We start from the raw sequence: 25074 nt of genomic DNA on the forward strand, positions 1-25074 counted from the left end.
GCGTGCCGCGATTCCGCCGGTCACGAGCGTGGCCGCAGCGATGTCGGTGTGAAGGGCCGGTCGCCTCTCTACGTTTCGAGCGCGCGCTCCATCACGTAGTCGTGGTGCAGTTCAGGGCCGACGTAGAACGTCTTCGGCCCGACGATCGCGAACCCCTGTTTCTGATAGAAGCGAAGTGCGCGGCCGTTTTCCTGGTTGACCCCGAGCCAGATGCCGCGGGCGCCGGCAGCGACCGCCTGCCGCATCGTCTCGTCGAGGAGCGGCCCGGCCAGTCCGCTGCCGTGCGAGTCTTGCAGGGTGTAGACCTTGCTTAGCTCGATGGTGGGCCGGATCGTGATCGCGCCCGCGACGTCTTCGTCGGTTGGGTCGCCCCCGACGAGCATCGTGTAACCGGCGGCGAGTCCGTCGCGTTCGGCCAGTACGACGATCCGGTCTGGGTCGGCCAAATAGTCGGTGAATCGCGCGGGCGTCAAGTGCGCTTGGATGAACTCGGCGATCGCATCCGGCGCGGCGCCGGGCGGGCAGGCGAGTGGAAACGTAGCGGCCGCGAGCTCGCCCAGTGCGTCGGCGTCGGCGGATTCTGCGAGTCGGATGGTCGTAGTCACTTGGCGATAATAGGCGCTACTTGCGGGTGGGCCGGACCGAGATCATGTCGACGGTCGCCTCCTCGGTGGCGTCGACGGCCAGTCGTACCGCCTTAGCGATCGATTCGGGCTTGAGGTAGAGCTCCGGCTGGTATTCGCCGCCGTTGTATTCGACGATGTCGTGCTGCATGTCGGTGTCGACTTTGCCCGGGTGTATCGAACTGACCCTTATGCCGTTCGGCCGTTCCTCCTCGCGTAACACGTCGCCGAATGCGCGCAGCGCCCACTTCGTCGCGCAGTAGATGCTGTTGTCGGGCAGCGTCATCAGGCCGAACCCGGAGTTGATGAGCACGACCTGCCCGTTGGTCGCCCTCAACTGTGGCAGCAAGAGCGTTGTCAGCTGGGCGACGGCAAACAGGTTGACCTCGAACTCATCGCGCCACTGCTGCCGGCTCATCTGGTCGATGGGTCCTCGGGTCGCGACGCCGGCGGAATGGACTAGTACGTCGAGGCCCGCGATCTGCTTCGCCGCGCGCTCGACGTCTTCGTCGTCCGACATGTCCGCCGTGAACGGTTCTGCCGATCGAAAAGTTGCCGCGAGTTCTTTGAGCCGTTGCTCGTCGCGACCACCCAGGAGCAGGTTGTGAGTGGCTTCCAGTTCACGTGCGATGGCCAAGCCAATGCCCCGTGACGCGCCGGTGATCAGGGCTGTTGGTAGTGAAGTCATGAACCCACTCTATGGAACCCGAACGCGACTCTGTTGGAATACGTGTGAGGAAGATGGCGTTGAGGGGGCTAATCAACCGGGACCTGACGGCGTAAACTTGGCACGGTCGATGGCCGTAACTGGCGTTTAGGGTGGGCAACCACCAGGGAGCGGCCGGCATTACTTTCGACTTCGGGACCGTACGCCTGGGCCTCGGGTTTGCCTTTGTATGACGCTGCGGAATTGACACCGCTGCGAAACACTGCCCGAGACCCGCAGGAGCGCGAGTGACGACGACAACCCACGTTTACCGACTGTCCCCCGAGATCCGTGACCAAGTACGCCGCGCCGGCGCCGGCGCAGAAGGATCGGCCGTGCCTAACGAACTTCAGATGAACGCCGCGCACATCCCGAGTGATGAGATTCGGGTGCTGCTGCTGGAGAACATCCACCCCGACGCAGTCACCGTGCTCGAAGGCGCGGGCTTCCAGGTCGAGACCACCTCGGGCTCGCTGTCCGAGGCCGAGCTGATCGAGCGGGTCAAAGGTGTCCACCTTCTGGGTATCCGTTCCAACACGAAGATCACCGAGAAGGTGCTCGACGCGGCCGACAGCCTGCTCGCAATCGGCGCGTTCTGCATCGGCACCAATCAAATCGACCTCGGCGCCGCGACCAGCCGCGGCGTGACCGTCTTCAACGCGCCGTACTCCAACACCCGCTCGGTAGTCGAGCTTGTGATTGGCGAGATCATCTCGCTGGCCCGCCGCCTCCCACGCAAGAACAAGAACATGCACGACGGTATCTGGGACAAGTCGGCGACCGGCAGCCACGAAGTGCGCGGCCGCAAGCTGGGAATCGTCGGCTACGGCAACATCGGGTCGCAGCTGTCCGTGGTCGCTGAAGCCCTCGGGTTCGCGGTGTCCTTCTACGACACCGCCGACAAGCTCGCGCTCGGCAACGCCAGGAAGGTCGACACCCTCGATCAGTTGCTGGCCGAAAACGACGTGATCACCCTGCACGTCGACGGCCGTCCAGGCAATGCCGGGCTGTTCGGGGCGGCGGAGTTCGCGAAGATGAAGGACCGTGCGTTATTCCTCAACCTCTCGCGCGGCATGGTCGTGGACCATCACGCCCTGCGCGAGCATGTCCTTAGCGGGCACATCGCCGGCGCGGCCGTGGACGTGTTTCCGGAGGAGCCGAAGAACCGTGGCGACGAGTTCGTCTCCGACCTGCGCGGCCTGGACAACGTCATCCTGACCCCGCACGTGGGCGGGTCGACCGAAGAGGCGCAGATCCACATCGGCAACTTCGTGGCGGGCAAGTTCAAGGCATTCGTCGAAGACGGCAGCACCTCGCTCGCGGTCAACATGCCGACGCTCGACCTTCCCGAGCGCGAAGGTAGTCGGCGGATCGTGCACACGCACCAAAACACCCCCGGCGTACTGGCCGCGATCAACCAGGTGCTGGCCGATCACGGCGCCAATATCGAGGGGCAGTTCCTGGGCACCCGCGGCGACGTCGGTTACGTGATCACCGATATCGGCTGCGAAATCGAGCCGGCCGTCATCAAGGAGCTCGCCGCGATGTCGCAGACGATCCGGCTGCGTGTCCTTTCGTAGCTCCTCTTTCTTCATAAGGTCATACGCCCTGGTCGCTACTAGCGACCGGGGCGTATGACGTTATTCGTGTGTGCCGTCTTGCGAGGGTTGACACCGTGAGTTATAGTTGAAACATCAACTAAAGGAGAACCTCATGCCTGCGATCACCGTTCCTGACATCACCGTCGTACCTCGCATTCCTGCCGTTGACCGCACCTCCCAGGTCGCGCGTCCGGTGAAGAGCATTACTACGTCGCCCCGCGGTTTCGAGGGTGAAGGTTTCCCGGTACGCCGCGCCTTTGCCGGCGTAGGCCTGCAGGATCTCGACCCGTTCGTGCACATGGACCAGATGGGCGAGGTCGAATACGCGCCAGGCGAGGCGAAAGGTACGCCGTGGCACCCGCACCGCGGTTTCGAGACCGTCACCTACATGATCGACGGCATCATGGACCACGGGGATTCGCTGGGTAGCAAGGGAAGTATCACCGACGGTGACACCCAATGGATGACCGCTGGTTCGGGGATTCTGCACATCGAGGCGCCGCCGGAGCACCTCGTCGTCTCGGGTGGTCTGTTCCACGGGCTGCAGCTTTGGGTCAACCTGCCGGCGGCCGACAAGATGGCGCAACCGCGCTACCAGGACCTCGTGTCCGCGGACACCGCGCTGGCGACAACCTCCGACGGCGGCGCCCTCATCCGGGTCGTCGCGGGTCAGGTCGGCCACATCCACGGTCCGGGTGCGACGTACACGCCGATCACGTTCTCGCACACCACCGTCTCCGCCGGAGCGTCGGTCGAGCTTCCGTGGCGGCAAGATTTCAACGCGCTCGTCTACGTACTATCCGGACGGGGCACCGTCGGGGCCGACAAGCGGCCGATCGAGGCTGGGCAACTCGCCGTCTTCGGCCCGGGCGACTTCATCGAGTTCGCCGCCGGACGGCCGGTCGATGGACGTACGCCGGACCTCGATGTCGTCGTACTCGGTGGGCGTCCGATCAAGGAACCGGTCGCGATGTATGGCCCGTTCGTCATGAACACCAAGGCCGAGCTCATCACCGCGTTCGAGGACTACCAGGCCGGGCGACTCGGTCAGGTGCCCGCCGTACACGGCGCCGAACTGCGCACGACCGAGGACTAAATCGGGCTCGCATTCGTGAGTCGGTGAGTTTCTCCTGTGCTCGATCTGCGCACAGGAGTTCGTCGACCTTTGCGCTGTTCGCGACCGGTTCGAGGCGGGCGAAATACAACCTATGTGGTAAATTTTCGACTAAGGTTGTTTGACAGTTATGATGGCGAGTGATACTGATCAGAGAATTGGCTTGAGTGAATGTCCGAAGATGTATTCGGCGAAGCGTTAGCTCTGATCAAGCGAACCGGGATACGTGTTGCCGACGGCGATCTTGATCGGATGCTGCTCGTTCTACCCAATCGAACCCCGCTGTTCGTGATGCCGCGCACCCAGACAGCTAGCCCTAGTCCATCTCGAATCGCGGCAGACGTGCGCCGCGCGGGGCGTCGGCGTGTTCTCTATCTACTACCCCGGCTCGGGCGCGCCTTACGTACAGCCGCGGTATCTGGAGAAGTCGATGCCGTGTCAACTGAAATCGAACGAGTCATAATTCGCGGCCGTGACTATGTGACGGCGTCCGGCCCGGCGCCGGCCGAAGCGCAATCGGGTCGAACGGCGTGGGGACGGTGGGCGCTGGAACGCGTCCTAATACTCGCCACAGATCCGATGAGCCAAATGGATCTTGCGTCTGCTGTCGGAATAAGCCAACAAGCTGTGTCGAAAATCCTCCGTCAGCACCCCTCCGTTTGGAGAGGATCGGCTGGATGGCAAGCGGAGCCGGCCCTACTCCTTGAGTCGTTGCTACAGGAATACCCGGGCGCAGGTGGCGTCGCGACACACTGGTATCACCTCGACCCTGTGCCACAACAGATACGGCTCCTCGCAGAACTCGCAGAGGAGTTGGCAATCACCGTGCAGACGACAGGCGACATGGCTGCAGATAGATATGCGCCAAGGCGGCTCCCGACGTACGCGGCCGCGTACTCCGCCGAGGCGATCGATCTTACTGTCGCCGGCTTTGTTCTAACGGACTCGGATCAGTCGACGCTAAGATTGCAGATTCCCAGAGACAAGACTATTCACCCAGTCGGCAAGTGGTACCGGACCAGCAGGAAAGAGCCGACGGACGCCTTCGTCGACCCCGTACTTGCGCTCTGGGATGTCCTGCACGGATCGGGTTCAGATTCTGCTGATGCCGCACAGATGCTTCGCGCCGCGATCGTAAACGGCACGCTACGTGCCTGACTCGATCCATATCGTCTCAACGTCGAATGCCAGCGATCTGGGACTAATTGCGCTCGCTGACCTTGCCGTTGCGGCGAGCGGAACGCCGTACCGCGTCGTCGGCGGGCAGATGGTTCGCCTGCTGACGCACATTTATCCGATACCCGGAGTGATGGAGCGGGCGACGACTGACGCCGACGCTGGAGTCGACGAATTAACAGCGACCGGTCTCGGCCTGCACAGTGCATTGCTGGATCAGGGTTACACAGCAGAATCTGGCAATCATTACGCCAAGGAACTCGTGGGACAGGGTCGGCTTGAAGTGGATATCCTGGTTCCGCGATCTGTATCAGCCAAGACGGTGCGACTAGGAGGCCGGGGGTTCGATCCAATACCTGGACTTAATTTTGCGTTGGCGCGGTCGCCTACGTGCGTCGAGGTCAACGTGAATCTGCAAGACGGTCGGCTCCTGCGGTTCGTCGTGCCTATCCCTGACGTAGAGGCAGCGCTTGTCCTTAAACTGCTCGCGTGGCAGAAACGGTTGGCTGAAAAGGACCTCAGAGACGTCGCAGCATTACTCGAAATCGCGCATGCGCACCGTGAGTCATTTAGTCAGCCTTGGTATCTCGATGATGTGGCACGAGCGGCAAGAGGGGAGCGGCGCGATGCGGCGTTAGCCGCTTATCAGACCGCGGATTATCTGGATCGAGGCGGGCCCAAGGACGTGCACATTCAGCCTGCCCGGTTACGTGCGTTGATTGAGCGTCATATCCGCAATCCGAAGTAGTGGACAAAAATGCGAGGTCACCGCTCGCGGCCCGTGGTCTGGACCGAGCGAGACGCAGCGTGTCGAAACGCTCGCCCACCGGCGAGCGATGTGTGGGGTTATGGCGATCACATCGACACGTCCGCGGTACGACGGTAGTCTTCCTATCCATGATGGTCCGTCGCCAGCCGCTGCCTGCGCTGCCAGTCTTGGTATCGCGCCGCGCTGTTGACCTCATGCGGTTCTGCTCCGACCGCTGTTGCTAGAGCGCATCACCTCAGCGCCCACCAACATCACTTTTCTCCATTCAAGGAGCTTTTGCCGTCATGGCTATCGATCTTCAATCACGACTCGCCGATCCGCTGAAGTTCGCCTACTGGGTGCCTAATGTCTCCGGTGGCCTGGTCATCAGCACGATCGAGCAGCGCACCAGCTGGGACTTCGACTACAACAAGAAGCTTGCCCGAATCGCCGAGAACAGCGGCTTCGAGTACGCGCTCACTCAGGCCAGGTACGCCGCGTCGTACGGCGCCGACAAGCAGCATGAGGCGACCAGTTTTTCACTTGCGTTGCTCGCGGCCACCGAACGGCTCAAGGTGATCGCGGCGGTGCATCCGGGCATGTGGCATCCCGGTGTGCTGGCCAAGTACGTCATCACCGCCGACCACATCTCGAACGGCCGCGCGGCGGTCAACATCGTGTCGGGTTGGCTGAAGGACGAGTTCGTGAATTTCGGGCTGCCGTGGCTCGAGCACGACGAACGCTACGTGCGGACCGAAGAGTTCATCCGGGCCCTTCGCGGACTGTGGACCGAGACGGACTACTCGCAGCACGGAAAGTACTACGACATCAGCAATTTCACCCTCAATCCGCCGCCGGTCGACGTGCCTGGTCGGGCCCACCCGGAGGTCTTCTTTGGTGGTAACTCGACCGCCGCGCAGGCGACGGCCGGGCGCGTCGCGGACTGGTACTTCTCCAACGGTAAAGATCTCGAGGGATTCTCTGAGAACATCGGCGGCGTCGTCGCCTCGGCGCAGGAGTCCGGGCGCGCACCCCGATTCGGCTTGAACGGATTCGTGATTGCCCGCGACACCCAGAAGGAAGCCCGAGAGACGCTGCGCGAGATCGTCGCGAAGGCCCATAAGCCTGCGGTAGAAGGATTCCGCGACTCGGTGCAGGAGGCCGGTGCATCCACTACAGACAACAAGGGGATGTGGGCCGACTCGTCGTACGAGGATTTGGTGCAGTACAACGATGGTTTCAAGACCGAGCTGATCGGTACGCCGGAGCAGATCGCCGAACGTATCGTGGAATACAAGAAGCGTGGCGTCAACCTGATCTTGACCTGCTACTTGCACTTCCAGGAGGAGGTGGAGCAGTTCGGCCGGGAGATCCTCCCCATCGTGCGAGAGTTGGAAGCCGACCTCGCGCTCGCAAATGGCCTCGAACTCCGTGCAGTCGAGGCGGCGCCTGCCCTGCCCGTCGGCTAGCGCTCAGTTCTTGCTCAGGTGGCGGCGCGCTTCTTCGACGTACGCCGCAATGCCCGTCTCGATTGGGCTATGCGCGCGGCCGCGACCAATGATTCGGGTGATCGCCGACTCGTCGGTGCGTGAGGCGAGTCCCGACACGTCGCGTTCGCCCTCGCTCGTCAGGCTGATCTCGGCGCCGGGCACCAAGTCCCGGACGATATCGGCCACCTGGGCGATGGTTGTCGTATCGCCGCCTGTATTGGGAAACCAGGTGCCGCCGAAGTCGTCAGGCGAAGTCTGCAGGAGAGCGTGAAGCTGCATCGCCACATCGTCGACAGACACCAGGCTGACGGCCGCGTCGGCGAACCCCACTGAGGCGGGTACGCCGGTGACGGGGTTCTCCACCAACTGCGCCATCCAGCTGGTGGCACCTGCCTTGCGACCGTAGCCGTAAACAATACTGGGCCGCAGTCCCGCTACGAACATGCCGTAGCGCTCACGATAGAGGTCGGCAAGTTTCTCCATATATATCTTGCCCGCGCCGTACGTCGGAAGCCCCGGGCAGCCGTACGGCGCCGCGGACTCGGTGAGTGGGAAGTCCGCCTCGTCGTACATCGCGTCGGAGCCGAAAACCGCGACCGAACTCGCCATCAGCACCTGAGCGGTGCGCGCGGCGCGGGCCGCGTCGAGAAGGTTCGTCGTACCGACGACATTGACGTACGCCGCGGTCAGCGCGTCGTCGCTGCTTTCGGAACCGAGCTTGAAGGCGAGATGTACGACGCGGTCGACTCCATCAAGCGCTGCAGCGAGTGAGTCGAGGGAACACACATCGCCGGTTATCACTTCGGCGGCGGCCAGATCGTCGCTAAGCGGTGACGGCGACGCGTCGAACAGTCGTACCTGATCTCCGGCGTCGAGGAGCAGCTTCGCCAGCCGCGTGCCGATGATGCCTGTGCCGCCAGTGATCAGGACTCTCACTGTGTTGCTCCTCGGGTCGCGACGGTATTTACCCCTACGGCGCCACTCTAACGTCCGGCAAAGTGGTCGCCAGGGCGACCAGTTTGCCGGACGCAACGGAATTCAGCGTTGGGCTAGACGTTGAGTGCGGCGAGCAGGACCACGACTACGGTTGCAACGGCAAACAGCCCGTGTAGACCAACGACCGCGACCGGGAAATGCGCCTCCGCGGGCACCACGGCACCGGTCGACGATCCGGCGCCGACCTTCACCCCCACGGCCTGATGTTGGGTGCGGTACGACGGAACCCACCGCAACAGCATGGTCAGCCCGAGAACGGCCACGACGACAAGGACGATGAAGGAGATCCAGGCCAGCGCGCGCACATCTGCGATCATGTAAATGATCCAGACGACGAGGCCGGCCGCGGCCAGGCCGAAGTGACCGAAGATCACCGCCGGTGGGAATCGGCTAGCGCCCTCGGCCCCTGGACGCGCGCCGCCTTTTGCGATCCAGGTGGCGAGCAGATAGAAACCGCCACCGGCGGCCAAAATCCACAAGATCAATGCGACAACGTCCATGACAATCTCCTCCTGGTTGATGCTCTGTTGAGTCCGGGGCCTAGCTGGTCTACCGGTTGGTGTGTACGGCGGGGCGGACGGACTGGTCCTTCGGGTTGTTGGCGGCGGGGGTAGTGCTGGGGAGGGCCGCGGTTTTTGAATGCCTGGCCTGCCCGGGATCTCTGTCCTTCGCGAACCCTTCGGCCTGGGTGACTTCATCTGCCACCCGTACGCCGTACCGGTACGCGAGTTTGCCGCCGAGGTAACCCGACCCGGCCAGTGTGGCGAGCGATACTGCGGACAGCACCAGTTGCCAGGTGCCGACGGCGTTCCCGTCGCTGGAGAAGCCGAAACGCCAGGCGAAATTGACCCCGTAGGCCACGGTGACGGCGAGGTTGAGGCTCATGTGCAGCAGCGCCGTGCGGAACGCCGGCGTACCGGTCGGAATCGCGAACATGTCCAGGAAGCCGACCATCGCGGCCGCCAAGGCGCCGAGTACGCCGATTGCGATCAGCCATTCCGCGCCCTGAACTAAGAATCCTGGCTTGCTGACGATGAGGGACGCAATGTCAAAGACGAGACTCGCGACCCAGGCGCCGATCGGGACGGTCACCAGCATCGGGTGGAAGGGATGTCCGTATGGGCCCGCGAGCGCGGCGCTCACCGGTTGCTTTGCTTGGCTGGCCTGATTAGACATCGCGGCTCCTTAGTAGTTTCTCCAATCATTATTAGTCTTTTAGTCTAAAAGCGTCAAGGGACCCGTGAAATTGCAGCCAGTTCCGAGTAATACTCTCGCTTGTTGGCGTTATTATTGATCCGTGAAGGAATCGAATTCAGAGGGATCGGTTGACCCCGTTCGAGCGGTGTCGGCCCTGGACGACCCGTCGCGCCGGAAGATTTATCAGTACGCGCGCGATGCTCGGCGCCCGATCAGCAGGGAGCAGGCCGCAGAAGCGGTCGGCATTTCCCGCAAGCTCGCGATTTTCCATCTCGACAAGCTCGTCGAGGTGGGGCTCCTCGTGACGCATTACGACGCGGGCAACCGAGTCCGCAAGGTCGGTCGCACGCCCAAGGTCTATGAGCCGGCCGCCATCGACATTGCGGTAACCATCCCCGAGCGCCAGTACGGCGCGCTGGCGGAAATCCTCGTGCAGGCGCTCGTGACGGAGCGTCCGGGAGAGACTGCCCGTGATGCCGCCTCTCGAGCCGCCCACGAACGTGGACGCCTATTCGGAGAGTCGGCTCGGTCCGATCTGCGCGGCGGGAAGCTGGGCCCTGAGCGGGCACTCACGCTCGCGGAGTCCGCGCTGCGGGGCCGCGGATTCGAACCGTATCGGGAGAGTCCGGCATGTGTGCGGTTGGCTAACTGCCCGTTTCACCCGCTGGCGGAACGCGAGACTGAGGCGGTCTGCGGCATCAACTATGAATTCCTCAGGGGATTCCTCAGCGGTGCCGGAGCCAGCCGGGTGGAGGCGGTCCAGGCTCCGCGACCTGGCGAGTGCTGCGTGCAGCTGCAGGCCGCATCCGGGTAGTGCCCAGCGATGAGTCAAAGTTGCTGGCGTGGAAATATCGCCATTTCCGTAAGGGAACTGCTTGGTTGCTAGAGGTCGGTAGCGACAATGGCCAGCGTGAGTTCGGTCAGGCGATCCGCGAGGTCGGACCGGCGGTTTGTGCGGCCGGTGCGCACGAGGTTATTGATGACGGTGAAGGCGGCATTCACCATCAACTGCAGCTCGCCGGGCTCGCGACCGGGGAGCGCCCGGTCGACAATCCGCACCCACACGTCGAGATAGTCCTTCTGGGCTCGAACAGACGCGGCCCGTTCCTTGTCGGGGAGCTGGTCGCGTTCGCTGATCAGTAGGCCGATCAGGTAGCTGTTCTGGACCGAGAAGTCGATATGCGACCGCATGAGGATTGTCAGCGCGGTGCGTGGATCCGGGGCGGCGTGTACCTGCGGAAGCCCCGCGTGTAACCGCTCGTATCCGCGCACCATAACCGCGGCCAACAGGTCCGCCTTGCCGGCGAAGTGCTTATAGACACTCGGCCCGGCGATACCCACCGCAGAGCCGATGTCGTTCATGCTGACGGACCCGAATCCCCGACGATCAAACAGCTCGGCGGCGGCGTTGAGTAGCTGTTCGCGGCGCGACTCGGAATCGGATCGGTGACTCCTACGGTTGACTAGCTTGGCTGCCGGGTCCGCGCGCACGTCGCAGCGTACGACGGCGTACGCCACTTGCCGGGCCACGTGTTCGAGTCGGCGCGACGGTAGGTCAACGCGCCGCGCGGCCAGACTTGCGAGTACGCCGAGGAGTGACCATGCGACAAGTTCCGCATTGGCATCGGTGAGGTCGTTCCGCTCGGCGCGGAGCAGCCCGGCCATGTGCTTGACCAGGTCGGTGAGCTGAGCCCTCAGCGCCGCATGTTCCTCATCAGGCAGATGACGCGCCTCGCGTTGCCAGAGTCCTGCCAGACCACTGCGCGTCATAGACAGGGTCACCAGAGCCGTCACGAGACCGTCGACGTCGGTGGACCGGCGGGCGGCCCCGTCCAGGGAGTTGAAGCCGCCCTGGACGGTGGTCAAAAGGAGCTCCTGTTTGTTGCGGACATGCCGGTAGAGCGCCGGGGCGGAAATCCCGACCGCGTCCGCTACATCGGCTAGCGCAACGCCGTGATATCCGTGGACCCGGAAAAGGTCGGCCGCCGCGGCCACGATCTGACTCTTGCGATTTCGTGGCCGGGTGGTTTTGACCGCTTCGCTGCTCGACATTCTCGTCCTTTGTGAAGGTGGTGGCGGCATCGGTGTGCGCGGTCAGCCGGTCGTGCCTTCACCGCGGAGCGCGTGCAAGTGTTACAGACCGAGTGACTTAGCGATGATCGTCTTCATGACCTCGCTGGTCCCGCCGTAGATTCGCGATACGCGAGTGTCGGAGTAGAGCTGCGCGATTGGGTACTCGAGTACGTAGCCGTATCCGCCGTGTAGCTGCAGGCATTTGTCCGCGACTCGGCCAGCCATCTCAGTGCAGAACAATTTGCACTTCGCCGCGTCGACGGCGGTCAGCTCGCCCGCATCATCCAGCTCGATCGCCTTGTCGACCATCGCCTCGGCGGCTTCGACCTCGGCCGCGCACTCGGCGAGGACGAACTTCGTGTTTTGAAACCCGGAAAGAGGCTTCTCGAAGATTTGCCGGTCCTTGACGTACGCGATGGTGTGCTCAATCGCCGACATCGCCAGCGCGTAGCTCTGGACGGCGATGGACAGTCGCTCCCGCGGCAGGTTGTTGCCCAGGTAGGAAAACGCCTTGCCTTCTTCGCCGAGGAGGTTCTCGGACGGGATGTGTACGTCGGTGAATGAGAGTTCGCATGTATCGCTTGACTTCAGGCCGATCTTGTCCAGCCTGCGACCCACCTCGAAACCTGTCGACGTGGTGTCCATGACCAGCAGCGACAGGCCCTCACGGCGATTGTCGCCGCTCGGCGGCGACGTACGGGCGACGACGATGATTAGGTCGGCCTGCGAGCTGCCGGTGATGAAGGTCTTGGCGCCGTTGAGGATGAAGTCGCCTCCGTCGCGGCGCGCGTTGGTCTTGATGCCAGCCAGGTCTGAGCCGGTGCCCGGCTCGGTCATCGCGATCGCCAACATCAGCTCACCGCTGGCCACGCCCGGGAACCACCGCTTCTTCTGCTCCTCGTTTGCCAGGTTGAGCAGATACGGCACGATGATGCCGGTGGAGATGTTGTAGTTACCGAACGACACCGCCGCCCGAGCAGTCTCCTCGGTCATGACCGCCTGGTACTTATAGCTGGTCTTGCCGGCGCCGCCGTACTCCTCGGGAACGTCGAACGCCGTCGCGCCGGTCTCGCCGAGCTTCTTGTAGAAGTCGTGCGGCACGTAGCCGATGGACTGCCACTCCGCGTAGTTAGGCGTGACCTCCTTGGCGATGAAACTGCGAATAGTGGACCGGAATGCCTCGTGGTCTTCGTTATAGATCGTGCGTTGCACAGTCGTGTTCCTTTCAAGATGAGGTAATGATCAGGCTAATGGAGATTAACCTGGCTGCAAGCGCTCGCGGGCGGTGGGCTGCTCATTAGGACGGCTCTTCATTAACCTAACGTCCGGCAAAGTGGTCGCCCCGACGACCACTTTGCCGGACGCAACGGTGTTCTAGGGTGCGCGAGAGTGTAAACCTTCCCAGCCGCCACGCCGCAAGAGGCGTCCGGCCTGCGCCATAAATGGATCCGGCCCGATGCGAAACGCGATTACCGGTACCCGCAACACGCGTGAATCTCCCAGAGTCACCTCGTTTTGACGAAACAGGTCGGCGTACGCCGCATCTGGCCCGAAGTGCTGCGCGCCGTCAATCTCAACGACGGCGTCGTACTCGTCCCATTCGGCGTCGAGGTAGGCGCGTCCATTGGGCATCACCCGTACTGTCTGGCGGTCGGGCGGTGGGTAGCCCCACTTGCGACACATCGCGGCGAAGTCGAGTTCCCCGAGGGACTGTGCACCGTCCGCGAGATCGCCGATTGTGCGACGGATCAGCGAACGCCGCACATGTCGCTTAACGGTGTGGGCAGCGAGCCACAGGTCCTCGGCTGTCACGATTCGTTGCTGCACGACCATCGCGAGAATCGTCACCGCCTGGCGATCCGACCGCGCCCAGAGTGCGGCCCGAATTGCGGCGATATGCGGCAGGACCCTCGGCAGGCCGACCGCGGCGAGGTCATTCGGCTGGCGCCGCCGAGTCTCATGGATCCGCACTCCCTTAGTGCGGCGATATCTTGCCGATTTTGGCACGCTGACGTGGACGACGTCCTCGCTGAAGCCGCTGAGACCAACTGCGATCAGCGCGCTAACGCCATCCACGGCGGCGGCGGTCCCTACCTCAAACACCGCTTGCCACAGTTTCGAGTGAGTGCCCGCCGGACCGACTTGGATGGACTGCTGACCGAGCCGGACCCAGCGCCCAGCGGCGAGTTCGGCGCGCACTTCGCTCCGTGTAAGTCCGGCTTGGTAGAGCTGACGGCGGTGCGCGACTCCCTCTTGCGGTGCGGCGAGGGATAGCACCCGCGACCGCCGGAGTGTCCGTGCGCGTGGAGTCGTCATGCCACGAGCGTCCCGCAGATTCGCGCGATTCGATCATCCCGCCGGGCTAGCTGTGGATAACGCCCGTCGTACCTCTAACGTCCGGCAAAGTGGTCGTCCCGACGACCACTTTGCCGGACGCAACGGGGATTGGGACTAACCGGGGGCGCGCCTCAGCTAGTGGAGGCGGACCGTGACGTCGGGGAAATGCGGGAGCCACTCGTCGAGAATGCGCGTCGCGCGGGCAAACGAGCCGTTTAGCGGGTGCATGGCCAGGGCGGCGTACGCCGAGCCGAGACTGCCGGTCGTCGCGGCGTCGATCGTCGCGCGTTCGACGGCCTTGATCTCGCGCATGAGGCCGACCTGGTGATCGGAGAGTACGCCGACCGGCAGCGCGATGGGGCCCGACTTTCCCACGACAGTAGGTATTTCGACGACGGCGTCATTATCGAGATCCGGTACGGCGCCGGCGTTGCGCACATTGAGTATGAGCGTCTCGTCGCCATTGGTGGCGATGGCGCGCATGACCGCCAACGCGATCTGCTCGTAACCCCCGCCCTCGACATCGTCGGGGTGTCGTTCGTCCGCGCCGGCAGCCTCGCGCGAAACCGCCATATAGGTGCGATTTCGCTCGTCCACGGCGCTCTGCCACACGCTCGCCGGTGAGGAGTTGGCCCGCGCGGCCGCGTAGAAGTCGGACTGTTGCGCGCGCAGGTACGACGCGCGCGACGTCGTACCGCTCACCGATGCGAGTACGTCGGCCGCGTAGTAGAAGTAGTGCAGGTATTCGTTCGGGATGCAGCCAAGCGAGCGCAAGAGTTGGGACCCGAACAGCTGCCCCTCTTCGAACGACTCGAGCGAGGGCTTGTCAGCTAGCAGCGCCGGGAGCAGGTCCGGGCCCGAGTCGTGGCGAATCGAGCGCAGCCAGCCAAGATGATTAAGGCCGACGTAGTCGAACTTTTCCTGTCCGACGGGGATATTCAGTGCGCGGCCGACTCGGCGTACCAGAGAGGCGGGGGAGTCGCAGATGCCGATCACTCGATCCCCGAGCACGGAGTGCAGCGCCTCGGTCACCATCCCGGCGGGGTTGGTGAAGTTGATCAGCCACGCTTCGGGAGCCACGTCCACCACCGCGCGGGCGATGTCGAGCATCGCTGGGATCGACCGGAGGGCAAAGAGTATGCCGCCGATGCCGACCGTCTCCTGCCCGAGTACGCCGTGGCGCAGCGGGATATTTTCGTCGTACTCTCGCCCCTCAGGGCCGCCGGGCCGGATCGCGGAGAACACAAATGCGGCACCGGCGAGTCCTGAACGCAGGTCCGTCGTCGCGACTACCCGCGGGCTCCACGGGCGCCCATGAGCGAAACCGGCAAGGACGGACTCGATAACGCCGAGTCGTCGTACGTCGGTGTCAACGAGTACGACGCGGTCGATTAGGCGCGTTGGGTCGTCGAGAAGTGCTCGATATACAAGAGGAGTACGAAAACCGCCGCCTCCGATGATCGTGAGTTGCACGGCACCTCACTCCGGGGCGTCGATGGTCGGGTCGAACAGTGAGCCGTCCTCATCGCCGGAGTCGAGGCCCAGCTGGACCGCTTCGGTGCTCTGCGGCAGGCCCTGGCTGGCACGCAGCAGATCCAGCCAGCCGGTGTTGATCACGGCGGCGAGTGGTACGGCGATTAGGGCGCCGAAGATCCCGCCTAGTACGGCGCCGAGTACGACCAGCAGCAGCGAGGCCAGCGGATGGATCTTGAGCTGGCGGTTCATCAGCAGCGGATAGATGAAGTTGCCCTGGACCGTCTGGATGCCGATCATGACTAGCGCCATCACGATCGCGGTGGTCAGGTTGGTCGACACGAGCGTGAGGAGGACGACCACGATCGAGGAGATCAACCCGCCGAGCGTTGGGATGAACGCGAAGATGAAGGCGATCAAGCCGGCGGACAGGGCCAGTGGTACCCCGGCGATCTTGCAGGCGATCCAGGTAGCGATACCGACGATGAGGGCGACGAGCAGCGTCACGCTCATGTAGGAGACGAGCACGTCCCACGCGCGGCGGCCGGCACGGTTGACCTTCCAGCGCGCGCCGGTGGGGAACAGTTTCGACACCCAGCGCCACATCGTGTCGCCGTCGGCGAGGAAGAAGTACGTCGTGAAGAGCGTGAGCAACAGCCCGGACAGCGCACTGCCTGTCGTCGACACGACGTTGAGGGTGCCGTTAACGACTTCGTCCGGGTTGGCCTGAAGTTTCGCCAGAGCCTTGTTGATTGTCTGGCCGAGCTGCGACGTGTCCATGTGCAGTGGGCCGTCCGCCAGCCAGCTGATGAGCTCGTTGACGCCGCGTTGGACCGTTGTGTAGACGGTCTGATAGTTGCCGACGAACTCCTGGACGATGAGCGCGATCAGCCCACCGATAAAGGCGATTCCGGCGAGAAACGCAAGTATCGCGGGCAGCACTCCGGGAAGTCCGGCGCGTCGCAGCAGCCGCACCAGCGGTGTCAGCAGGGCCGCGACCAGAAGCGAGATCACGACCGGTACGACGACGACCGTGAGCTGGGTCAGCAACCACATCAGCAGGTAGATGGCAATGCCGATGACAACCAGCCGGATCGCCCAGCCGGCCGTGAGTTTCACCGCTCGGGGGATCGGTTCGGCGTTCAGGTCCGGCGCGAAGTCTTCGTCGACGGTTTCCTTGGCGGTCGCGCGTGCCCTCGCGAGTCGCTCGCGAAATTTGCCGGCCGCGCCGGTATCCCGGCGATGCTGCCGGCTTGTCGTGGGGCCGGACTTCATCTCGTCATGTTCGCCGGCCGCGGGCGACTGCTCGGGCATTGCGTTCAGCGACCGGCGCGTTGTCTGCGCAGTGGCGCCGGATGACCCAGTGCCGCGCGCATCGGCTCTGGCACGGGCATGCGGGTGAACTCTTTGGCGTCCACGGTGACGTAGACGGTGCGCGCGGAACAGACCGGCGTGCCGTCCACGATCGCGGCGTAGTCGACGGTGATCGAAGAGTTGCCGATCGCGACAAGCGACGCGGCGATCTCGGCGTCGTTGGGCCAGCGAAGACTGCCATGCCAGTCGATCTCGGAGTGCACGAGCATGACATCCACGCCATCTTCGGCCATCTTCCCGTAGCCGTATTCAAGCGTCTCGAGCCACGCCATGAACGCTTCGTCGAAGTAGTTGAGGTACCAGCCGTGGTAGACGACCGACTGTTGGTCGGCCTCGTAATAGCGCACCTTGAGCGGCATCGTGAAGGTTTCGGTTGATACATGTACGTCGATCGGCACGGTTCGTCCTGACTACTCTTTAACGGGCCTATTACGCAGCCAATCTATCCGTACCGTTTGCGAGCTCCGCTCGCGCCGCTCTATCCGGCGAGGTCCTGCCCCGGGGTTAGGCCTGCGCGAAAGCCGGGTACGCCGTACCGTTGCTGGCCGTCGCCGGCGCGAGCTTGACCGCCAGGTCGGGTCGCAGGTCGGCGCGGTCGATCAGGATCCGGGCCGGAAGCCACGGGCCTTCGGCGAGCTCGACGTAGCCGGTGACGTACGGTTCGATCCCGTTGAACGCCGGATGCGTCGGCCGGTCGATCACGGTCCAGGTGACGAGTTTCGCCGTACCGGAGGCTTCTTCGCCGACGAGGTCGTCACTTTGGCAGGTGTCGCATCGGGTCGTCTCGTACGTCGTCGCGTCGCCGCATGCCTTGCAGCGCTGCACAAGTACGACGCCGCGGCCGAGCGCCTCGAAGAACGGAGCGACCCGTTCTGTGACGTCGATCGTGATGTCTGGCAGGTCGAAGCTCATCGTGCGTTCTCTCCTGGGGTGAGGATCGTCGTACCGTGGTGTTCGAGGATTCCGCCGTTGCCGCTGACCATGATCACGTCGCGCTTGTCGACCTGTCGGTCGCCGCCGTCGCCGCGCGCTTGGATGATCGCTTCGGACAGGGGAGTGAACCCCCACATGTAGTAGCTCGACAATTGACCGCCGCCGGTGTTGGTCGGCAACGATCCGCCGGGGCCGAGTTTGCCGTCGGCGACGAACGCCCCGCCTTCGCCTTTCGCGCAGAAACCGTAGTCCTCGAGGGTGATCAGGACCGTGTAGGTGTAGCAGTCGTAGAGCTCCAGCAGGTCGACATCGTTGACCGAGAGGCCCGCCATCGCCAACGCCTTGGGGCCGGCCTGCGCCGCGCCGGTCTCGATGCCGAATTTCGAGTCGCTGCGAAACGGGTGCGAGAGGTGGGTCTGCCCGTAGCCGAGTACGTCGACGGGTCGTTGTTTGAGGTCTCGGGCGCGTTCGGCCGAGGTCACGATGACCGCGACGCCGCCGTTGCTGACCAGGCAGCAGTCCAGCAGGTGCAGCGGGTCGGCGACCATCCGTGAGTCTTGATGATCCTGCAGGGTCATCGGCTTGCGCATGGTCGCGAGCGGGTTCTTCTCGGCCCACGCGCGTTGGCTCACCGCGACGTGGCCGAACTGCTCGCTCGTCGTACCGAACACGTTCATGTGCCGCTGCGCCGCGAGCGAGTAGTACATCGTCGTCGAGGTCATTCCGCTGGCGATCCGCACCCCCGCGAAGTCGACCGGTGTCACCCGACCGCGGTGGCCGTACGCCTCGCCGGCGCTCAGGCCCTGCTTGAGTGGAGCGTCGGCGAACAGGCACGCGATCGTGGTCGCCTGGCCGGATTGGATCAGCTCGCTGGCATAACCCATCATGACGCTCGCGGTAGCGCCGAACGAGTTGATCTCCGAGGCGATTGCCAATTCGCGCAAGCCGAGTCGGTCGCGCAGCTTGAGGTTGAGCCCGGTGTCGCCGACGCCTTTGCTCACGAGGAGGCCGTCAATGTCGGACAGCTCCAGGCCGGCGTCGTCCACGGCGCGGCGTACCGCGTCGTCCGCGAAGTCGGTCGCGGTGCGTCCGTAGACCTTGCCCATGTCGGTTATGCCGAGGCCGGCGATCGATGCGCGCGGCGTACCGGTTGAAGTAGAAGTCACGTCCCGACACTAGCGCGCGGCGGTACGGCGTACGCAGACGCGCATGTCCCGGCGTACCCGAGCAGCAGAAACCTGCGACAAGGAGCACGCAGACCCCAAGTGCTGAGGGGCCTAATCTGCCCGATCATGCTCGCCAGGTTCGATCGGGGTGAGCACGCTGATGCGGTCGCCGGCAGATAGCCGCAGGCGAGGGTCGGGGGCGACCAGCCGCCGCTGGTGCAGAACCGACACCGGCAGATGCCCGGGTGGCCACGCGATCTCGCTCAGCGCGCGACCGGATGCGGGAGTGTCCGCAGCGAGGGTATGTTCGACAATTTTGTATCCCGCCAGCTGGGTACCGCGATCGTGCTCGGCGTCACCGGCATGTGGGTCGGCCCATTCGGCGGAGCGTTGTGCCGCAGCGATGTCGGGCTCGTCCGCGGCCAGGCGGCGGGCGACCGTCCGCAGCACATTCTGGTTATTGACCCATCCGTCCAGGTGTTGTCCGTCTGTAGACAGCACCGGTAGTCCGTCGCGGCCATAGAGGACAAGCTGCCGGAGCGCTTGGGCGAGGCTGTCGTTGGCAAACAGGGCCTGCGGCTCCCGGGTGTGCGTCACCGGCCCGAGCAGCCGCTCCAGGGCGGCGTTGCTGTCTCGGCCGGCCGCGTCCGTGGTGCGGGCGGTGTCGATCGGTGCAGGGAAAGGATGTACGGCGTCCGCGACGGTCAGTGCGTCGAAGACATGACGGGCGGTCGGCCGGTCGATGTCGGTGCCGCGGCGGATCAACTTCGTGGTGTAGATGGTGCCGTGCGACAGCACGCGCGAAATCGTGGTGGAAATAGCCACGGCGAGCATCACCGGCAGGGTGAGCGTGAAATCTCCAGTCGTCTCGACCACGCTGGCCAATGCGGTCAGCGGGCCGCGCGCAGCGGCTGCGAACACCGCGCCCATGCCCACGATCGCATACAGGGCCGGCTGGCCTGCGGAGGTCCCGAACACGTGGTCAACGATCTCGCCGAAGGCCATGCCGGAGGTCGCGCCGATGATCAGGGATGGCCCGAATACGCCGCCGGATCCGCCGATGCCAATGGTCAGGCCGGTCGCGACCATCTTGCCGAACGTGAGCACGATCAGGAACCACAGGGTGTAGTCGCCGGCAGTGGCGCGATACATCACCGGATAGCCGACGCCGTACAACTGGGGTAACGCCAGTAGGAGCAGGCCTAACACGACGCCACCGACCGCCGGGCGGGCCCACTCTGGGCGATTCCGCCAGAGTCGGTCGCAGACGTCTTCGATCCCGTAGAGCATCTTGGAGAACGCCAGACCGATCAGCGCGGCGACCACGGCAAGGACCGCGACCAGCAGATAGTTATAGGCGTGGCCCAGCACCAGATCGTGCGGCAGCCCGGTGAAGAAGGCGCCAGAACCGAAAAACAACCGCGAAATCACGTCGGCGAGCATGGCCGAGAGCATCACGGGGAGGATCGCGTTGATCGACAGTTCCCGCAGAATCAGTTCCACCCCGAAGAACACGCCGGTGATCGGGGCGTTGAACGTCGCGGAGATTCCGCCGGCCGCGCCGCAGGCGACGAGCACCCGCAGCCGGTTTTCCGGCATCCGCATCCACTGACCCACGGCGGAGGCGAGTGCCGAGCCGATCTGCACGATCGGTCCCTCGCGACCTACCGATCCGCCGGTGCCGATGCATAGTGCAGACGCGAGGGCTTTGACAACGCTGACCTGAGGGCGGATCCGGCCACCGTTCTCGGCCACCGCAATCATCACCTCGGGTACGCCGTGCCCGCGCGCCTCTCGGGCGAAGCGGTAAATCAGCGGACCGTACAGAAGGCCGCCGAGCACCGGCATCACCACGAAGACGCCCCAACCCAGCCACGGCAGGTGGGCGCTGTCGACCCGGCCCTGCTGACCGAACGTGCTGTGCCCCGAAGCCAGCCAGGTGAATCCGAAGATCAGGTAGCGAAACGCCACCGCCCCTAGCCCGGCGCCGACCCCGACCAGCGCCGCCGTGAGTAGCAAGCCCAACCGGTTGCCCCGCATCCAGCCGGCCGCGGTGCTAGCCCTCGCGCGCATCTGCGACCACCACGGCGTCGTACGTCGTCTCGCAGTTGTCGCTGGTTCTGTCATCGCGCACCCGGCGCGTGTAAACGCGCTCTGCCCCTCGCTTGTCGCCGTCCGATCCTGTCGTGTTTTCGCGCCGCGCTGAGCGAGCCCGCTAGGACGGGGTGGCCGGCCAGTCGTGGTCGGGTATCTCTCCCAGCGCCCGCGACAGCGCCCGCAATCCCGCCGCCGCGGCCCGCTGCTGTTCGACCGATAATGTCGACAGCGCGTCGCTGATCATCACCCGTCGGGCGGCGGTGGCTTCGTCCAGCGCGCGGCGTCCCTCGCGATCGAGCGAGACCATCACGATGCGGCGGTCGGTGCGGGAGCGGTGCCGTCGTACGAACCCCTTACGGACCAGCCGGTCGCACATACGCCCGGCGGACGACGGGCTGACCTGAAGATGATCGGCGAGATCCGCAATGCGCTGAGGCCCTCGCGCGGCAAGTACCACTAGGGCCCGATACTGCGCCGCCGAAAGGTCCTCGGCCAGCGCACCCAGCGACCGGGTGCTCAATCCAATCAGCGCCCTGGTCGCGGTCAACACCTCGTCCACGACGTCGTCGCTCGAGCGGGAGGCGGGTTTGGGAGATCCAACCATAGCCGCTCCCTTGTGTTTGCCTATTGCAACTGTTGTACACCGAATTCAATGCAATGTGCTCTTAGCCGTCGCTAGTCTCTCGCGGGCGGATAAAGTCGCGTTAACTAACGCTCGTGTGTGTGGAGGAGATAATGGCCGCGAAGTCACCGCAGCGTCAGCCAGTCGTCGGCGGGCGTGCCGCGGTGAGTCCGACTGCCGTGCGGGAGGCCGCATTGACGTTGTTCGCCGAGCGGGGCTACCACGGTACGGCGCTGAGTCAGATCGCGAAGGCGCTCGACATTCAGACGCCGAGCCTCTACAACCACATGGCATCCAAGCAGGACTTGCTCGTTGCGATACTGCAAGACACCACCGACCGCGTGCTTGCCGAGTACGACGCCGCGGTTGACGGCGTCGAGGATGTCGGGGAGCGGCTCAGTGCGGCCACCTATACCTACGCTCTCCGCCATGCGACGCATCCGCGCGAGGCGGTCATCGTCAATCGCGACGCAACAGCCATCGACGAACCGGTTCGCGCCGCGGTCTACGCGAAACGTCGCAAACATGCCGACGATTTCCGCGAGCTAATCCAGAAGGGCGTCGAGTCCGGCCGCTTCGACGTGGAGAACGCTACCGTCGCGGCGTTCGCGATCCTCGAGATGTGTGTCAGCATCGCGCGATGGTTCGACCCTGATGGGCCGGTTTCGGCCGAGGAGATCGCGCGCCAGCACGGCGAATTCGCCCTGCGCATCGTCGGCGTGAGGTCGGCCCTCTCCGCGTGTTCGGATGGCGCGTCGTAGCTCACTACGGGAGGTCACGCCTACCGTCGACCCGATGGAATCGCTGTCGTGCCGCTATCGCTTCTCGGTCTCTAAATAGACCACCATCACGAGGCCAACCGCTGCGAGTCGACTCCTCCCAGTGGCCATCGTCGCTCGGAAGACTCCCAAATTCCGGTTCGTAGGGATCGGCCCTTGCCGAAAATGGCGCAGCGCAATACAGTCACTAATTATCGTTAGTTAGCGGCAGGACACGGGCTGAGGAGGTTGGAGTGATCCACACCGAGCTGATCCAACCGATCGACGCTCTGCTCAAGAGACATGCGGCGGCGGCTCCGAGTCGGGTTGCATTTAGGGACGAGCGGCGTGAGGCGACGTATGCCGACCTCATCCTGCGCACCGGCCGCCTCGCGGGAAGCCTGCAGGCGCTGGGCATCGAAACGGGTGAAAGAGCCCTTATATACATGGACAACTGCGTCGAAGTCGTCGAGGCGTATCTGGCACTACCACGTGCGGGGCTCGTTGCGGTCTGCGCGAACCCCGGCTCTGCGGCCGCGGAGATCGAGCACATCCTCAGCGACAGCCAGGCGCGGATCGTCTTCACCGACCAGGACCACCTAAGTGTCGTTCGGGCCTTGGCCCCGCCCGATGACGTGCGGATCGTGGTGGTTGACGGCGACGCCGACGACGTACTGCAGTTTGAAGACCTCGCGAAGGCGACCGACGTACCACCGGCTCGCGACAGCCTGAGCCTGGACGACGTCTCATTCATGCTTTACACCTCCGGTACGACGGGCCGGCCTAAAGGCGTCTACCTCACGCAGCGCGGCTGCCTGTGGATCGCGGCCGCCTGCTGGGCGCCGATTCTCGGGCTGTGCGCGGACGACTACATACTCTCCCCGCTACCGCTATTTCATTCATACGCGCTCGTGATGTCCGTGACCGGGGTGCTGGCGGTTGGGGCCACCGAGCGAATCATGCGCAAGTTCAGTCCCGACCAAGTTATCGGCTACCTCGAGTCCGAGGACATCACATTCCTGCCTGGCGTGCCGACGATGTTCAACTACTTGCTGCAGGCCGCCGGCGATCGCGGGCTGACCCCGAAGGCGCTGCGAATGTGCATTTCGGCCGGCGCCATCATGCCCGCTGCGCTGAACGAGAAGTTCGAGAGTGCCTTCCACATACCGCTTCTTGACGGTTACGGCATCACCGAGACTTCGACCATGGTGACCATGAACTGGCCGACCGGCACCCGCAAAATGGGTTCATGCGGGCTCCCGTTACCCGGTTCGACGGTCCGGCTGATCGATCCTGCGACCGGCGAAGACGCGGCACCCGGAGCCGAGGGCGAGATTTGGGTGCAGGGTCCGCATGTCGCGCCCGGCTACCACCAGCTCTCGGAGGCCACGGCCGCGGCGTTCGCCGGTGGTTGGTACCACACCGGAGATCTCGCGCAGCGTGATGAGGACGGTTTTCTGACGATCAGCGGCCGGATCAAGGAACTCATCATTCGAGGTGGCGAAAACATCTATCCGGCCGAAGTGGAGGCCGCGCTGATGCTGCATGACTCGGTCGCCGATGCGGCCGTCGTCTCGCGTCCACATGAAGCGCTCGGTGAAGTGCCCGTCGCGTTCATCGTCCCGGCCGGCGACGGCCTCGACATCGACGCGCTCAAGGCGCATTGTGCGACCCGGCTCGCCGCGGTCAAAGTACCGAGCGAGTACGTCGTCATCGACGCGATACCGCGCACCGGCTCCGGCAAGGTCCTGCGTTTCAAACTCCAAGAAAGGCTCGAAGGATGAAGATCGGTGATCTCGACATCATTCCCATCTCCGATGGCACGGCCACCGAACAAGGCCGCGAGATACTAAGCCGCCCCGGCGTCGAAGACCCGTGGGCATGCCATCCGGACGTGCTCGACGCGGACGGCGCGCTGCATTTCGACCTCGGCGGGTTCCTGCTGCGTACCGGCGACCGGACCATCTTGATCGACGCCGGCGTGGGCCGCATCGACAACGGCCAGTACGTCGGGGGCGGTTTCCTCGACAGTCTCGCCGCGGCCGGCGTGCAGCCGGATCAGGTCACCGACGTCGTACTGACGCACCTGCACTTTGACCACGTCGGCTGGACGACCTCGCGGGGCGCGGTGGTGTTTCCCAACGCGACGTATAGGGCTCATCGCGCCGACTGGGACCATTTCGTCGAGGCGCCGGACGCCTTACCGGGCGCCGTCAAAAAGCTGACACCGCTCAAGAACCAGCTCGACCTATTTGACTCCGAGCACACGATCGCACCAGGTCTCGACGCACGGCCGGCGCCTGGCCACACGCCCGGCTCGACGGTGTACGTCGTGTCCAGCGGCGCCGCGCGCGCATTGATGCTTGGCGATGTCGTGCACTCGGTCGTCGAGCTCGCCGAGCCGGACTGGGAAGCGGTGTTTGACGTAGATCCCACGGCGGCGAGCGCCGTACGCAACACGATCGCCGACGAGGTCCTCGACACCGACACCCTCGTCGCCCCGGCACATTTCCCCGGCCTGGCCTTCGGCCGGGTCGTGACCACCTCCAGCGGCCGCCGCTGGACCGCGATTTAGACGAGAGAGAAACAC

General features: G+C 64.2%; 24 protein-coding genes and 1 riboswitch. Of the genes, 9 read left to right on the forward strand and 15 right to left on the reverse strand.

The annotated features are described in order from the left end of the window. Positions 1 to 68: 68 nt before the first annotated feature. Positions 69 to 605, reverse strand: coding sequence for a GNAT family N-acetyltransferase (locus CLV47_RS02230; protein ID WP_106347347.1), 537 nt, complete (start codon positions 603 to 605; stop codon positions 69 to 71). 16 nt (positions 606 to 621) lie between these two features. Then, complete coding sequence (locus CLV47_RS02235; protein WP_106347348.1) at positions 622 to 1311, reverse strand: SDR family oxidoreductase; 690 nt, start codon at positions 1309 to 1311, stop codon at positions 622 to 624. Between the two features lie 105 nt (positions 1312 to 1416). Further along, a riboswitch (ZMP/ZTP riboswitch) is annotated at positions 1417 to 1509 on the forward strand. Between the two features lie 68 nt (positions 1510 to 1577). Here CLV47_RS02235 and serA point away from each other — a divergent pair. The 5 genes from serA to sfnG all read left to right on the forward strand — a co-directional run bounded on the left by serA (position 1578) and on the right by sfnG (position 7437). Next, complete coding sequence (serA, locus tag CLV47_RS02240; RefSeq protein ID WP_238145176.1) at positions 1578 to 2909, forward strand: phosphoglycerate dehydrogenase; 1332 nt, start codon at positions 1578 to 1580, stop codon at positions 2907 to 2909. A 133-nt stretch (positions 2910 to 3042) separates the two neighbouring features. Next, positions 3043 to 4026 carry a pirin family protein gene (locus CLV47_RS02245; protein ID WP_106347349.1) on the forward strand — a complete coding sequence of 328 codons (984 nt, stop codon included), beginning with the start codon at positions 3043 to 3045 and terminating at the stop codon, positions 4024 to 4026. A 189-nt stretch (positions 4027 to 4215) separates the two neighbouring features. Beyond that, positions 4216 to 5202 carry a hypothetical protein gene (locus tag CLV47_RS02250; RefSeq protein ID WP_146135256.1) on the forward strand — a complete coding sequence of 329 codons (987 nt, stop codon included), beginning with the start codon at positions 4216 to 4218 and terminating at the stop codon, positions 5200 to 5202. Then, entirely contained in the window at positions 5195 to 5968 is a 774-nt protein-coding gene (locus tag CLV47_RS02255; protein ID WP_106347351.1) for a hypothetical protein, read from the forward strand. Before CLV47_RS02250 ends, CLV47_RS02255 begins: the two co-directional genes overlap by 8 nt. A 305-nt stretch (positions 5969 to 6273) precedes the next feature. After that, entirely contained in the window at positions 6274 to 7437 is a 1164-nt protein-coding gene (gene sfnG, locus CLV47_RS02260; RefSeq protein WP_106347352.1) for a dimethylsulfone monooxygenase SfnG, read from the forward strand. Positions 7438 to 7440: 3 nt separating this feature from the next. Here the strand turns inward: sfnG and CLV47_RS02265 are convergent, their stop codons facing one another. From CLV47_RS02265 to CLV47_RS02275, 3 genes are all read right to left on the reverse strand, one after another. After that, on the reverse strand, positions 7441 to 8394 hold the full coding sequence (locus CLV47_RS02265) for an NAD-dependent epimerase/dehydratase family protein (RefSeq protein ID WP_170110927.1): 954 nt from the start codon (positions 8392 to 8394) through the stop codon (positions 7441 to 7443). A gap of 113 nt (positions 8395 to 8507) precedes the next feature. After that, positions 8508 to 8954 (reverse strand): hypothetical protein, encoded by a 447-nt coding sequence (locus tag CLV47_RS02270; RefSeq protein ID WP_106347354.1) that lies wholly within the window; start codon positions 8952 to 8954, stop codon positions 8508 to 8510. A gap of 49 nt (positions 8955 to 9003) precedes the next feature. Beyond that, positions 9004 to 9630: a DUF2231 domain-containing protein gene (locus CLV47_RS02275; protein ID WP_106347355.1), complete on the reverse strand. Its 627-nt coding sequence runs from the start codon at positions 9628 to 9630 to the stop codon at positions 9004 to 9006. Between the two features lie 121 nt (positions 9631 to 9751). Between CLV47_RS02275 and CLV47_RS02280 the strand changes: the two genes are divergently transcribed. Continuing rightward, positions 9752 to 10465 carry a helix-turn-helix transcriptional regulator gene (locus CLV47_RS02280; protein ID WP_106347356.1) on the forward strand — a complete coding sequence of 238 codons (714 nt, stop codon included), beginning with the start codon at positions 9752 to 9754 and terminating at the stop codon, positions 10463 to 10465. Positions 10466 to 10533: 68 nt separating this feature from the next. Here the strand turns inward: CLV47_RS02280 and CLV47_RS02285 are convergent, their stop codons facing one another. The 10 genes from CLV47_RS02285 to CLV47_RS02330 form a co-directional block, all read right to left on the reverse strand. Continuing rightward, entirely contained in the window at positions 10534 to 11703 is a 1170-nt protein-coding gene (locus tag CLV47_RS02285) for a TetR/AcrR family transcriptional regulator (protein WP_170110928.1), read from the reverse strand. Positions 11704 to 11784: 81 nt separating this feature from the next. Beyond that, positions 11785 to 12936 carry an acyl-CoA dehydrogenase family protein gene (locus CLV47_RS02290; RefSeq protein WP_106347358.1) on the reverse strand — a complete coding sequence of 384 codons (1152 nt, stop codon included), beginning with the start codon at positions 12934 to 12936 and terminating at the stop codon, positions 11785 to 11787. A gap of 162 nt (positions 12937 to 13098) precedes the next feature. Then, on the reverse strand, positions 13099 to 14040 hold the full coding sequence (locus tag CLV47_RS02295) for a hypothetical protein (protein WP_106347359.1): 942 nt from the start codon (positions 14038 to 14040) through the stop codon (positions 13099 to 13101). 156 nt (positions 14041 to 14196) lie between these two features. After that, the gene (locus CLV47_RS02300) at positions 14197 to 15534 is read right to left on the reverse strand and encodes a family 4 glycosyl hydrolase (RefSeq protein WP_106347360.1); all 1338 of its coding nucleotides are present in this window, start codon (positions 15532 to 15534) and stop codon (positions 14197 to 14199) included. A 6-nt stretch (positions 15535 to 15540) separates the two neighbouring features. After that, positions 15541 to 16848 (reverse strand): AI-2E family transporter, encoded by a 1308-nt coding sequence (locus tag CLV47_RS02305; RefSeq protein ID WP_106347361.1) that lies wholly within the window; start codon positions 16846 to 16848, stop codon positions 15541 to 15543. 5 nt (positions 16849 to 16853) lie between these two features. Then, on the reverse strand, positions 16854 to 17306 hold the full coding sequence (locus tag CLV47_RS02310) for an acyl-CoA thioesterase (protein ID WP_106347362.1): 453 nt from the start codon (positions 17304 to 17306) through the stop codon (positions 16854 to 16856). Positions 17307 to 17412: 106 nt separating this feature from the next. Next, entirely contained in the window at positions 17413 to 17820 is a 408-nt protein-coding gene (locus tag CLV47_RS02315; protein WP_106347363.1) for a Zn-ribbon domain-containing OB-fold protein, read from the reverse strand. After that, a complete protein-coding gene (locus CLV47_RS02320; protein ID WP_202862331.1) occupies positions 17817 to 19007 on the reverse strand; it encodes a thiolase family protein in 1191 nt (396 codons plus the stop codon). The genes CLV47_RS02315 and CLV47_RS02320 overlap by 4 nt, the downstream gene beginning before the upstream one ends. Before the next feature lie 111 nt (positions 19008 to 19118). Then, entirely contained in the window at positions 19119 to 21134 is a 2016-nt protein-coding gene (locus CLV47_RS02325; protein ID WP_202862332.1) for a chloride channel protein, read from the reverse strand. An 88-nt stretch (positions 21135 to 21222) separates the two neighbouring features. Further along, complete coding sequence (locus tag CLV47_RS02330) at positions 21223 to 21708, reverse strand: MarR family winged helix-turn-helix transcriptional regulator (RefSeq protein WP_106347366.1); 486 nt, start codon at positions 21706 to 21708, stop codon at positions 21223 to 21225. Between the two features lie 131 nt (positions 21709 to 21839). On the opposite strand from CLV47_RS02330, the gene CLV47_RS02335 reads away from it, so the two are divergent. The 3 genes from CLV47_RS02335 (at position 21840) to CLV47_RS02345 (ending at position 25059) form a co-directional block, all read left to right on the forward strand. Next, positions 21840 to 22487 carry a TetR/AcrR family transcriptional regulator gene (locus CLV47_RS02335; protein WP_106347367.1) on the forward strand — a complete coding sequence of 216 codons (648 nt, stop codon included), beginning with the start codon at positions 21840 to 21842 and terminating at the stop codon, positions 22485 to 22487. A gap of 251 nt (positions 22488 to 22738) precedes the next feature. Next, positions 22739 to 24268: a class I adenylate-forming enzyme family protein gene (locus CLV47_RS02340; protein WP_106347368.1), complete on the forward strand. Its 1530-nt coding sequence runs from the start codon at positions 22739 to 22741 to the stop codon at positions 24266 to 24268. Continuing rightward, positions 24265 to 25059: an MBL fold metallo-hydrolase gene (locus CLV47_RS02345; protein ID WP_106347369.1), complete on the forward strand. Its 795-nt coding sequence runs from the start codon at positions 24265 to 24267 to the stop codon at positions 25057 to 25059. Before CLV47_RS02340 ends, CLV47_RS02345 begins: the two co-directional genes overlap by 4 nt. Positions 25060 to 25074: the final 15 nt, after the last annotated feature.

It is taken from the genome of Antricoccus suffuscus (genome assembly GCF_003003235.1).
Classification (GTDB): domain Bacteria; phylum Actinomycetota; class Actinomycetes; order Mycobacteriales; family Antricoccaceae; genus Antricoccus; species Antricoccus suffuscus.